At 64.7% G+C, this 12,607-nt stretch carries 7 protein-coding genes; 3 read left to right on the plus strand and 4 right to left on the minus strand.

Annotated elements, in window-relative coordinates; all coding sequences use genetic code 11:
- Positions 1 to 168 precede the first annotated feature (168 nt).
- The 3 genes from ACESNG_RS06310 to ACESNG_RS06320 all read left to right on the plus strand — a co-directional run bounded on the left by ACESNG_RS06310 (position 169) and on the right by ACESNG_RS06320 (position 6,527).
- Positions 169 to 453 carry a hypothetical protein gene (locus ACESNG_RS06310; protein WP_373060332.1) on the plus strand — a complete coding sequence of 95 codons (285 nt, stop codon included), beginning with the start codon at positions 169 to 171 and terminating at the stop codon, positions 451 to 453.
- A gap of 317 nt (positions 454 to 770) precedes the next feature.
- A complete protein-coding gene (locus tag ACESNG_RS06315) occupies positions 771 to 4,115 on the plus strand; it encodes a WD40/YVTN/BNR-like repeat-containing protein (protein ID WP_373068258.1) in 3,345 nt (1,114 codons plus the stop codon).
- A 909-nt stretch (positions 4,116 to 5,024) separates the two neighbouring features.
- Complete coding sequence (locus ACESNG_RS06320) at positions 5,025 to 6,527, plus strand: carboxypeptidase regulatory-like domain-containing protein (protein ID WP_373060328.1); 1,503 nt, start codon at positions 5,025 to 5,027, stop codon at positions 6,525 to 6,527.
- A 203-nt stretch (positions 6,528 to 6,730) separates the two neighbouring features.
- On the opposite strand, the gene ACESNG_RS06325 is transcribed toward ACESNG_RS06320, so the two are convergent.
- The 4 genes from ACESNG_RS06325 to ACESNG_RS06340 all read right to left on the minus strand — a co-directional run bounded on the left by ACESNG_RS06325 (position 6,731) and on the right by ACESNG_RS06340 (position 12,436).
- The gene (locus tag ACESNG_RS06325; protein ID WP_373068260.1) at positions 6,731 to 7,162 is read right to left on the minus strand and encodes a hypothetical protein; all 432 of its coding nucleotides are present in this window, start codon (positions 7,160 to 7,162) and stop codon (positions 6,731 to 6,733) included.
- Between the two features lie 77 nt (positions 7,163 to 7,239).
- On the minus strand, positions 7,240 to 8,631 hold the full coding sequence (locus tag ACESNG_RS06330) for a RagB/SusD family nutrient uptake outer membrane protein (RefSeq protein ID WP_373060324.1): 1,392 nt from the start codon (positions 8,629 to 8,631) through the stop codon (positions 7,240 to 7,242).
- A 17-nt stretch (positions 8,632 to 8,648) separates the two neighbouring features.
- Positions 8,649 to 11,933: a SusC/RagA family TonB-linked outer membrane protein gene (locus ACESNG_RS06335; protein WP_373060322.1), complete on the minus strand. Its 3,285-nt coding sequence runs from the start codon at positions 11,931 to 11,933 to the stop codon at positions 8,649 to 8,651.
- A 215-nt stretch (positions 11,934 to 12,148) separates the two neighbouring features.
- The gene (locus ACESNG_RS06340) at positions 12,149 to 12,436 is read right to left on the minus strand and encodes a hypothetical protein (protein ID WP_373060320.1); all 288 of its coding nucleotides are present in this window, start codon (positions 12,434 to 12,436) and stop codon (positions 12,149 to 12,151) included.
- Positions 12,437 to 12,607: the final 171 nt, after the last annotated feature.

The raw sequence follows: 12,607 nt of genomic DNA on the forward strand, positions 1-12,607 counted from the left end.
CTGTTGATGGACACACTGGCGGGCAACGACCAGCAGATGGTGGAGATTCTGGCGAAGACGATCTATGCGACCGGTGTGCCGTTCGACGCGGTGATCAGCACTCCCAGCACGATCCCGCCGGCTCGCGCCGTTGCTGGTGCATTCGGCTTTCGCGATTAAGCGGTCGCAGTGCCCCCGTTCGGCCAGATCATCGGCGCACCGATCCGGGAGCAGGTCGATCCCGATATCATGACGGCCGACGTGTATCAGCAAAGCGGCATGCTTGCGAACGGTGCATACAATCGCGCTCCGTTCACCTTGAAAGGCGGGATGAAGGTGTCCATCGCGAGGGCGGTCGACGGAAACGACTATCGGCTGACGTATTGGGGAAAGGAGCATCGTCCGCCCTCGGTCGAGCAAAAAGCTGGACAGGGGGTCGCGGGCTTGATGAACACGTCTCCACTGGTACGGTAGCGACGAGGGACAAATGGTACGACTACGGCGGCCGCCCGATCGGGACGGCCGCCGTTCTTGTATCTGGTCACTGAGTTGCCGGCCAAAGCCAAAACGATCCACTCTGAAACTCCGATCACCGTCGCCGAGCGACGACACATTGGCTGCGGTCGGACCTGGTGGCCCAGCAGTGCGAACGTCGATGGTAGTCCTGGTCTGATTGTGCCTCCCCGTTTGAGCGCCCACGCATCTTTGACAACGCCACCAGCGCGACGTAGCATCACTTTTCCTGCATTCGTCCGAGCGCATCCCGTCTGAACATCCTGGAGGTTCGCGTCGTGCACAACACACCGACCCGTGCGGTCATCGGCTCGCTCGCCCTCGGTCTGCTCGCGGCCAGCTCCCCGGCACGCTCAGTCGCGCAGGCCGCATCGAAGCGCGCCGTCGGCTCAACGGCCCCTTTGACCATGCGCACCGCTGCTGGCCCGGGGCGGCGCGACAGTAGCCCTGAGGCGCAGGCACTGCGCGCCCTCCGCTGGCGGTCGCTCGGGCCAACGAATCAGGCCGGACGCATCTCGGTGGTAGCCGGCGTCCCCGGCGATCCGCTCACCTACTACGTCGGGGGCGCGAACGGCGGCGTCATTCGCACGACCAATGGCGGGGTGACCTTCATGCCGATCTTCGAAGGGCAGTCGTCCATCTCCATCGGGGCAATTGCCGTCGCCCCCAGCGACCGCAACATCGTGTATGTCGGCACGGGGGAGGGCAATCCCCGCAACAATGCCTCCGTGGGCGACGGCATGTACCGGTCGGTCGATGGCGGTGATCATTGGACGCACATCGGCCTGACGCGATCAGACAAGATCGCCCGTCTCATCGTCGATGCGAAGGACCCCGATCTCGTTTATGCGTGTGTCCTCGGTCGCGAGTGGGGACCGAGCGAGGAACGCGGTGTCTTCAAGACCATGGATGGCGGGGGGTCATGGAAGAAGGTGCTGTATGTCGATCCGCAGACCGCGTGCTCGGACATCTCAGCCGACCCGAACAACTCGAACATCCTGTACGCGGGCATGTACACCTACCGCCGCTGGGCGTGGCACCTGGAGAGTGGCGGAGGCAATACGGCGGTGTGGAAGTCGGTCAACGGTGGAGAGAGCTGGGAGCGGCTCTCGGGAAAGGATCGCGAACTCGGTCTGCCAACAACCGACATGGACCGGATCGGCATCGCGGTCAGCCCGAGCGATCCGGACATCGTCTATGTGCTGACGGAGACGAAATCAGAAGGAGAGCTCTGGCGCAGCGACGACGGCGGCAAGCGGTGGCGCATGATCAATCGCGACCCGAACATCAACTTCCGCCCGTTCTATTACGCCGACATCCGCGTGGATCCCAGGAACCCGAATCGGGTCTTCACCCTGTCGGGAGCGCTCTACTTTTCGGACGACGGCGGGCGCACGTTCACCACGATTGGTCGCGATGTGCATGGTGATCATCAGGCCATGTGGATCGACCCGGTCGATCCACGCCGCATCCTCTCCGGCTCCGATGGTGGGTGGCAGGTGAGCTACGACGGCGGCAAGAACTTCGAGGTCGTGAATACGTTCCCGTTCACCCAGTTCTACCACATCCACTACGACAATCAGCAGCCGTACTGGGTATGCGGCGGCCTGCAGGACAACGGCACGTGGTGCGGCCCGTCGAACTCCCTCAGCCCGCAAGGCGTGATGCGCCGGGACTGGTACACGGTATCGGGCGGTGACGGGTTCTTCGGCGTACCCGACCTCGAGCGTCCATGGATCATTTACTCGGACGCGCAGGGCGGCATGATTTATGTCACCGATCGGCGCAGCGGATCCCAGAAGATGATCTATCCCTATCCGAATCGCGTCGGCTCGGTGGGCGATGCCATGGAGTCCCACACGTACCGCTTCAACTGGAACAGCCCCATCGAGCTGTCGCCGCAGGATCCGGCGACTGTGTACTTTGGCGGCAACGTCCTCTTCCGCAGTCGCGATCGCGGCCAGTCGTGGGAAGTGATCTCGCCCGATCTCACCACCAACGACAAGCGCAAGCAGGTGTCCAGCGGCGGCCCTATCGTGGTCGACAATACGGCCGCCGAGTTCCATAGTAGCCTCCTGAGCATCGCGCCCTCACCGGTCGACCCGAATGTGATCTGGGTCAGCACGGACGACGGCAACGTGCAGGTCACTAGAGACGGCGGCAAGACGTGGCGCAACGTGTTCACCAACCCGCCAGGTCTCAAGCCATTTGCTTGGCTGCCGAGCATGGAAGCCTCACGAGGCGACGCCGGTACCGCCTACGTCGTGGCGGATCATCACCAGGACGACGACTACGCGCCCTACGCGTACGTGACGACCGACTATGGGGCGACATGGACCAGCATCCGGGGCGACCTTCCGGACAACGCCGGGTGGGCCCACGTGATTCGTGAAGATCCGAAGAATCGTAATCTGCTGTACATCGGGACCGAGATGGGGGCGTGGGCGTCGTGGGACAAGGGCAAGCACTGGGTGTCCATCCTCAACCACCTGCCGGTCGTGCAGGTGCGCGACATCAAGATCCACCCGCGCGAGAACGACCTGATTCTGGCGACCCACGGTCGCGGCGTGTTCATCCTCGATGATCTGACGCCCCTGCAACAGCTCGGCGCGACGATGCCGTCCGCCGCTGCACTATTCGATATCCGGCCGGCGACGGCTTGGGTGACGTGGTCGAAGGATGGCGACCTTGGGCAAAAGCGGTGGTCGGGTGAGAATCCGCCGGCCGGAGCGATCATCTCGTACTGGCTCAAGGCGCAGCCGGAGGGTCCGGTGGATCTCGTGGTCAGCGACAAGGACGGCAAGGTCGTGCGTCGCCTCACCCGCGTCCCCGATGAGGCGGGGGTCAATCGCGCGGCGTGGGATCTGCGGGGGGAAGGCATGGCCGGTAGCAGCGGCGGCCGGGGCACGCCGGGCGCGGCAGCCGCGGATACGTCGCTCGCAGCGCTTCGCGCGCGCCGTCGTCTCGAGGCCACCGAACGTGGCGGCCCGAGCGAGGAAGAGCGCTTCTTCGGTCCCGCCACGCCGTTCGTGTTGCCGGGGACGTACACGGTCACGTTGGTTGCCAACGGGCAACGAGTGAGCAAGACGGTCGAGGTGCGGGCGGATCCGCGCTCCGAAATGACGACCGCACAGCTGGGGGCGCAGGCAGAGGCCGCGCAACGCCTCCAGACAATCGGCACCGGGGTCAATAAAACGATCGCCTCGGTCGATGATCTCACACGACAGCTCACGGCGCTGCAGGAGCAGCTACGTCGCGCCCCACGGGCGCCCGGTGATTCCTCAGGAACGGCGAATCGCGCGGTTCTCACCGAGATCGACGGGACCTTGAGCGACCTGCGGCAGTTCCGCGATTCGGTGCTCGCGCGGCCAATTCCGGGGCTCGGCTACCGGCAGTATCCGCGGCTCCGCGAGGAGGTCACCTCAGTCGCGCAGATGATCGCGCGGCCCTTCGGTCCCCCAACGCAGGGCGAAGCGCAGCGGTCCGGCGAGCTGCGCAGCGAAGCCGATGGGGCGCAAACCCGACTCGATGGCATGATCCTGAATCGGATCGGGCGCATCAACCAGATGCTGGTGGGCACTCCGCATGTCATCACAGTGCCACGACCAAGCATCGTGCCCTGAAGCGGGTACAGACGCGGATGATGGCGTGAGAACGTCATCATCCGCGTCGCCTCAACGCGACGCTCCGCTCGTTGCGCAGCTGCGTCGGCGTGTTCGGGCGCTCATGTCGCTGAACCGGGACAGTGGAGGATGGCGAGTAGGGTGTTGGCGGACAGACTCACGTGAGTCGTGAGTCGTGACTTGAATTTTCGAGTCGTGGGTTGCTTACTGATCAGTGCAGCAAATAGTTCTGGATTGTCTGCGGTAACATCCTAACGTTTTGGTATTGGAACGGCGTCCGTTATCGATGTGCTTCGGAAATGGGGTCGTTTTGTCTCGTCTCGACTTGAACGGCGAGGCGCTGCATGTCGATCGTTTACGCGGAGGCGCGCGGGACCGTCACGCACAGAAGCACCGCAACCACAGGAGTGGTGGTTCGGCGCGCCCGGGTCCGCCGGCGCTGACGGGCACCTCGCAACACTCGATCAACTCGATAATGGCAAGGAGCAACGTCGCGAAAAAGCGCCGTGTACACGCAGTCCGTAAAGCATTGTGAGCGGCTTTGCCACGTCGCCAGCGCAGATGCAGTGAATTTTTACAGGTGCCCTACACTGCCTGATCGCTGATGCTGGAGACTGCGCTCTGAGCAGTCAGAGCCTCAGCTCCCCCATCCCTCGCCCGACACGGCTCTTCGCCGTGGACAATGACCAAGTCGTCCGTGTCCGAGGAGGCCCTTCGCGATCGTGACCCGCGACAGTCCACACGCTCGACGACCCATCGACATGCCGCCGTGACGCGCGTAGCCTGTCGTCGACCGCACGTCCCGTCCGCCGCTCGCGACAGCTATCCTAGCGCCGCCCGGGGCTTCGCCATACAGTTCCGCTGAGACTCCAAGTTTCGGTCGCGGTCAACTTTGCAGGAGAAGTCGGAATGCCGCGCGCAGCGATTGTCTTGGCGGCGTACGTCACCTGTGTTTCCATGCTCCTCGCGGCGACAGCGCGCACTGGCAGTGCGCAGGGAGCGCCACCGGCTGACACCACGGTTGTCGCCAGCCTCCGTGGTTTGGTGTACGACAGTGTGGCGCGCGCGCCGGTCGCCGGAGCGCTGGTTCGCGTGTTCCGCAGCGACAATGCTGCCGTGGGGGTATATGCCCGCACGGATGCCGCAGGCGCCTTCACCGTGCCAACGCTGCGCGCCGGCACGTGGGTCGCGTCATTCCTGCACCCGCGCCTCGACTCCCTGCGCCTTGAGGCCCCCCACGCACGCGTGGATGTGGTGGAGGCCGGCGAGATCGAACTGACGCTGGCCCTGCCGAGTGCGGCGACGCTCGCGCGCGCCCTCTGTGGCCCGCCGTCCAACGACGGTATCGCGGTGCTCGTGGGCGATGTGCGTGACGCCAGTGCGCGCCGTCCGTTGCCCGGGGCGACCGTGCGGATCAGCTGGCCAGAGTGGGTCTTCGCCAGGAAGAAGCGCATGGGGCGTGAGGACGTGTCACAGGTGGCCCGCACCGACTCCAGCGGCCGCTTCGTCTTGTGCGGCGTCCCGCAGGCAACCACGGTCACCGCGCTCGCCTACGGTGGCCGCGACACGACCGGCCAGGTGGAGATCACGGTCCCGTCAACAGAGTATGTCGTGTTCGACTTTCTCATTGATCAGGACAGCGCGGTGTCGGCGGCGGTTACTGAAACAGTCTCCTCACCCACAGTATCGCCGACAGCGGCGGGGCGGCGCGGACGGGGCGCCGTGCGTGGCACCGTCCAGACCCCGGACGGCCGACCGTTCGCCAGCGCCATCGCGCGGATTCTGGGCAGCGGAAGTGCGACGCGCAGCGATAGTAGTGGGGTCTTTCGGATCAGCGATGCCGCCGCAGGCACCCAGACCCTGGAAGTGCGAGCGCTGGGATTTGAGCCACAGCGCCGTACGGTGGTCCTGACGCCGAATGATCCATTGGCAGTGACGTTCGTCGTGCAGAAGACGACCGTTCGCCTCGATACAGTGCGAGTGGTCGCCGGCCGAACTCTTCCCCCCGAGCTCGAACGTCTTGAGCGACGCTGGCGCGCGCGGCAAGGCGTTATCCTCGATCACGCGACCGTACGCGGATCCGCCTTCGGCATCACCAGCGCGCTGCTTGGAATTCCTGGCGCCCGCCTCGGGTTTCGTGCCGGCTACGGCAACGTCGTGTATATGCGGAACATGAAGGGACAAGAATGCAGCCCACCGTTCTTCCTCGACGGCTTCAGATTCCAGGCGGGCGATATGACCCTCGATGAGGTGATAGTCGCCGACGATGTGGCAGCCATCGAAGTTTACGTGAGGGGCAATGTCCCGGTCGAGTTCTACTCCGAGTGTGGGGCAGTCGTGGTGTGGACCAGGTCCTTCTTCGACTACATCCCGGTGCTTTCTCCGGAGAAAGATCGCACCCGGGGCCGGTGATCCCTCCGGCTATGTGTGCGCGGCACGCATTTCTCACCAGTGTCAGAAATCGCCGTGCGTCAGTTATTCATTCACAAGCCCTATGTGTAGACCAGAAACACATCACGAACAGGCGTCCCCGCCACGCAGACGCGCCTTGGCCCCACGGTGCGCCGGCGTGTGGTACTGCGCCACGGCGCTGCCGTGACGCAGCACTGGGGTGATCACGGCTGGATCGTACCGGGCAAGCCCTCGCCCGACGCCGACGCAATGCTGGACGCGCCAAGAACGACCACGACCATCGCCACCAAGGCGGCGACCAAGGCGACAGACCGTCGCCGCGAGAACCGGCGCGCGTCCACCCGTTCGATCATCGCGCGCTCCACGACCACGGTGGTCCCGGTCTGCGTGAGCCGCTCGCGGCTGACCGTCGTGATTCCCGACACGGTCATTTCCAGTGAGTCAGCCGTGACACGCCGAATGGTGCCGTCGATCTCCTTGACGCCGTCGCCGAGCGCGCGCTGCACGGCCCCGCTGCCGGCGGCCGTGAGCACGACTGTGGCGTCGCCGGGCAGCGGCGAGACTCCTGCTAAGACGGGCACGGACGCATAGCACCCCACCAACGGCAGGAGCGCACTCCAGATGACCACCGCCACCAAGGAGTGCCGAACGCACCGACCGGCCACCGAGCTCCGTGACCGGTCGGTGTGTACTGCAGGCGCGGACACGCGCCCTACTGACATGCCGCTGGACGATCCTGGGCCGGTTGCGGGGCCAGCAGATTCTGCTGTCGCTCGTTGGACGAGATCGGGAAGAAGCACGGACGCGCGCCACGGGCTGCGATCCACCGATCGGCGCGGATCTGGAAGCGGTAGTGATCGGTGAGGCGCCGCCCCTGCAGGAACAGCGACACGCTGCGCTCGTGCACGAGGAGGTCGCGGGCCGCCGGCGTGCCCGTCCACGCGGGCAGACCATCCACCGTGCGCACCGCGTTGATCTGCGTCGTGAAATCGGCCGTGTTATTGGTGGCCAGAGCGGCTTCCGCCAGAATGAGCCGCATCTCCTTGGCCGACGTGGCCGTCCACCCCACGTTCTGAGTGGACGCTAGGCGGCAGCACTCATCGATGTTCTTCAGGGTTGCCGGATCCGCTTGATTCGTGACCGGATCGACGAGGCGAATGCCCGCAATCCCAACGAGCGGTGACGTCCCGGCGCTATTCGCGACGATGTAGCGATTGCCGGCGCGAAGCTCGAGCCGCTGGTTCATCTCGAATCCGGTCGAGAAGTAGCCACCATTGTTGGTGGTGACCACGTCGAAGCGGTAACGGAAGGCGTCACTACCCATGGCCGTGAGCGCGGCCGAGGCATCGGCATTCGCACCGGCGTCGTTGATGAGCGGGTTGGCGGGAAATCCTCGGGGGGCGCGCAGTGTGCCCCACACCGCCTTCGAGTACTTGGCCCGCGCCCGCATGCCGAGAATGCGGCCACGCAGCGGCTGATTGTTGAGGGCGGTCGCGGCCGCGAGGCCCTTGTCGAGGTTCACCACCGCGGAATCGAACATACTGCGCATGTTCAACTCACCGATCGGCGCCGCGTTCTTCGTGCGGTCGGAGGCGATAATGAAGTCTTCGTAGTGCTCGCCGATCAGCGTATAGATGGTGCCCGAGAGGAAGTACGCCTGAGGCAGATCCGCGCGACTGCGGAGCGCTCCGCTCTTGTCGTAGCCCTCGAGCTTGGGCACGGTGTAATTGGCCAGCCAGCGGGCCTGACTGACGAACGGATACAGGCCGTCGGTGTACTCGTTTTGCGGATCGCCGATGTCACCGATGTCGAGCAAGTTCCAGTACTCGCGCGATCCCACCCACATCAGCTCATCGGAGGCGGCGCCGGTGACCCCGGCGAGCTGATTACCAGCGGCATTGACTGCGCCGTAGAGGCCGATCACGAGCGAGCTGGCCGCCGATGCCGCCTCGGCGATGGCGTCCTCGGTGACCGCGTTCGGGTTTTTAACTTCGGTGGAGAACATCTGGCATGCCGAGAGCGCGAGCGAGGCGAGCGCCGTGACCACCAAGGTACGGCGACGGGGCTGGCGCTTGGGTCGGTCGTGCGGGGTTCCGCTCATCATAAAGAACAAGCTCCGGATCAGAAGTTGAGGTTGATGGCGAGCGACACGCGACGAGGGATGGGCAGGCCAAATGCATCCGAGGCGTTCTGGAAATTGTCCGCCAACGTGCCGACCGAACCGCGACCGTTATCGTTCGACTCCGGATCCTGACCCGGATAGCGCGTCAACATGAAGATGTTGCGTCCGGCAATCGTCGCGCTCGCGTTGCGGAAGCCAAGCTTCTTGGCGACGTTTGCGCCAAAGTCATAGGTCACCGCGAGCTCACGCCACCTCATGAAACTGCCGTTCTGCGCCTGATTCAACCCCGGCTCCAGCAGCCGCCGATACTGGCTGATGTAGGTCTCGGCTGCGGTCACGCGCTGCTCCGGCGTGCTGGCGGGATTCTCCATCACCGACTGAATGTCGGAGAACGCTTTGCGGTTGGATCCGATGGAGGGGTGCTGCGACAAGCGGAAGCCATCCGTGAGATTGGATACCATGTAGCCGGTGCGATACTCGATCGTGGACTGGATCTTCCAGTGCTGTCGGAACGAGTACGTTCCGCCGAAGGCACCGGTCCAGGTAGGAATATTCTTGCCGACCCTCTGCTCGAAGAGAATCCCGCTGCCGTCGTAGTCGGCAAGCAGCGGCTGGAGCACGTTCTGCACCGCCGACTGTTGGATATTTCGCGGCGTGGCGAAGTAGGCCAACAGTTCGTCGCGCGTCGCGGCAGTGCCCCGTCCGTTGAAGTTGATGGGGATGCTGCCCGCGTTGTAGCAGGCGATGGGCTTCCCCACCGAGTTGCTGGCGGGCACGGTTCCACATTGCGAGGCCAACCGCGGTTCGTAGAGCGACCCCAGTGGGGCCCCGTCCTTCAGGTAAACGCGCAACCTCGCATAGCCACCCGACACGCGAATTGGCGGTGCGCCGCCCAGACTCGCGAGCGTCTGATTGAGATAGGCGCCGTTGACGAACAGATCGAGCTTGCTGTTGGCCTTCTGAATCGGTGAGCCACGGAGCGCGACTTCGAGTCCGTTCGCATTGATCTCACCGATGTTGGTGAGCTGGGGGTTGCGAAAACCGCCCGAGGTGGCGTAGAGGCGCGGAACGAGCGCGTCACTCACCGTACGCTTCCACGCCGTGAACTCGAGCGCGACGCGGTTTTGGAACAGCCCGGCCTCGAAGCCACCCTCGAGCTCGGTGGAAATTTCGGGCTTGAGGTCTGGATTGCCGAGCTGTGACGGCAAGAGGCCCGCCCCCGCCGACGTGACGAGCGGCGAGAACGTGGTGAACTGATCGAAGGCGCCCGGCTGGCGACCCGACTGCCCGAGGGCACCACGCAGGCGGAACGTAGAGAGCGTGGTGCTCGTCCAGTTCTTTCGATCCGAGAGCACGACCGACAGCGACACCTTCGGATATAACACGCCGCCCGCGCTCTTGCCAAACGCTGACGAGAAGTCGTACCGGCCGCCCACGGTGCCGAAGATCCAGTCTCGCCAGCCGAGCTGTGACTGGGCGAAGTAGCCACCATTCACCGTGGTGAGGAACGACTCACCGGCGGTAATGTTCAGGCCGCCCGCGCTCACCACCTCGATGCCGGGACCGGGGAAGTTCGTCGACCCACCTGAGGACGCGGTGCTGCTGTTATTAAAGACCTGCAGGCCCACGACCGACGCCGTCGTCCAGTTCGACCCGAAATCCCGATTGTACGCGGCCTTGCTATCCAGCGTGAGGACGCGGGTGCCGCTCGCAAACACCTGTCGCGCCCCGTCCGCGTTATTCGCGGTCAACAGGTCCACATTGTAGCCGAAGGGCGAGAGCCCGAAATCACGCTGCGCGGCATAGTCGAAGCCGAACGTCGTGCTGAGCGTGAGGCGCGACCCTGCCGTGTACGAACCGTCGAGCGTTCCGACGTAGCGCTGCGTACCCGTCTCATTCGTGACTTGCATCGCCTCGCGGGCGGTGGCAAACGCCTGATTGCCAAACGGATTGCCGGCCCCGGAGCAGCGGCCCGGCGACACGTACGACGACAAGTTGCAGTTGGCAAGCTCCGGACGCGCCATGTACGACAACGAGTTCACACCAAAAATGTTGTTGTTGTTCTCCGGCGACTTGTTCTGCGTGTTGTAGTACGCATTGTTGAAGCGCAACCGCAGGTTCTTGGTCGGGACAATCGACAGATTCGCCGACGTCTGGATGCGGCGCACGTTGTCACGCGCCGGCCCGAGGTCCGCCCCTCCGAATGGACCGTTCTCGTAGTAGTAGCGGCCCGAGGCGAAGTAGGTGACAGCCTGGCCGCCACCCTGCACCGAGGTCGAGAGCACGTTGGCGGTACCGGTCTCGGTGAAGTAGTCCTTGAACACGGGGACCTCAAACACTTCGAAGGCCTTGAGGCCGGGCTTGTTCCAGTACGTCGCGAGCGAGTCCGCGCGCGCCTGCGTCCGTGCGTAACCGGAATTCGCTCCCACCCGGTTGCCGAAGTCCACGGCGTCCTGCTGCAGTTGCATGCTCCAGCGCGGCGCGCCCGTGGAGCCCGTCTTGGTGAAGAACTGAATCACGCCGTTGGACGCTTCGGTGCCGTACAACGTCGCCGCGGCGGCGCCCTTCAGCACCTCGACGCGTTCGATCGTGCTGGGATCGATGTCGTCGATGCGCGAGGGCGAACCGCCGCCGCCATTGCCGATCCCGTAGCCGCCGCCGGAGTTGATGCGCACGCCGTCCAAAAAGATGATAGGCTCATTGGACTGCGAGAGTGAGGCATTGCCGCGAATACGGATCTTGGCGCCTTCGCCCGATAGACCGCCCGACACGAGACCGGTCAGGCCCGGCTCACGCCCCGTGAGCAGGTTCGAGATGTCGTTGATGGGCGCGTTGGCGGGGGGGATGATGATCGCCACCGTGTTGCCGAGTCGCTTCACTTCGGTTTTCTGCCCACTACCGGTAACGACCACCTGATTGAGCTGAACGGCCGACACCGTGACGTTGAAGTCCCGACGCGTCGTTTGGCCCGCGCTGACCGACACTGTACGAATTTCCCGCGAGTAACCGATCGCCCGCACACGGACGACGACGTCAGCCGTGCCGCCAGGTACGGGAATCGCCGTTATGCGGTAGTTGCCCTGCGCGTTGGTGGCAGCGCCTAACGTCGTACCGTCGATCGTGACTTGCACGTTTTCGAGCGGACGGGACGTGGCGGCATCGGTCACACGTCCCTCAACGATCGCAGTCGCGCCCTGCGCCGTGGCGAGCGTGAATGGCGCGGCGACGGCCAGCGCCAGCCACGTGATGAGGCGTCGGCCTCGCGTACGAAAGAGTCCTGACATGCGCCCCCTCCCTGAGTTCGGACATGGCCGCGCCGAAGGGCGCGGCACAAGAACGGGGGTAATATGAAGCGAGCCGTTGCACTAGGCAACGTTTTCGTACCACAATAGTCGCTCTTGGTCCCGTGGTGATTCACTTGGTCCCCCGGCCGGGAATATCTGACGGGAGTTAAGGCGAGCGGGGCCCACTTCCGGACCCGCTTCCGCCCGTGCGCGCCTCACGGAGCGGCGGTGTTGCCGGGCACCCCACCGGCGGTGCCGTGCGTCGAGCGACGCCAAACCGCCACCATCTGCGCGTGACACGTGCCACACGCGTCCGATCCCGCGAACGCCTCCGCCGTGGGTGGCGGCGGAGGATCCGCCACACGAGCGGTGAAGAGCGGCACAGCGTCCCCGGTGGCGGTAACGCCCGGTTCGTCCTGTCGCGGCCCGCATCCCACCAGGGCACTCACGGCGAGCACCGCGCGCAGGGCACACGCCTGGCGCGCGGACCACTGGCCGCTCACGAGCGCAACTCCGCACGCGACCAGGCCGGTCCCTCGCACCGGCACAGGATCCGAATCCGGCGCACGAGCGCACGAATTTGCACGCTCGTGAGCGTCCCGCCAAAGGCGGGCATGCGCGCGCTTCTATTCATGATCGCGCCGCCGCCGCCGATCGTGTCGAAGAGCGCATCA

This window comes from Gemmatimonas sp. (genome assembly GCF_041689975.1).
In the GTDB taxonomy this organism is placed as follows: domain Bacteria; phylum Gemmatimonadota; class Gemmatimonadetes; order Gemmatimonadales; family Gemmatimonadaceae; genus Gemmatimonas.

What these genes read in the sequence shown, in the direction of transcription:
- ACESNG_RS06335 (WP_373060322.1), bottom strand. Translation starts at nt 11,933, where the DNA reads ATGTCAGGACTCTTTCGTACGCGAGGCCGACGCCTCATCACGTGGCTG.
- ACESNG_RS06320 (WP_373060328.1), top strand. Translation starts at nt 5,025, where the DNA reads ATGCCGCGCGCAGCGATTGTCTTGGCGGCGTACGTCACCTGTGTTTCC.
- ACESNG_RS06330 (WP_373060324.1), bottom strand. Translation starts at nt 8,631, where the DNA reads ATGATGAGCGGAACCCCGCACGACCGACCCAAGCGCCAGCCCCGTCGC.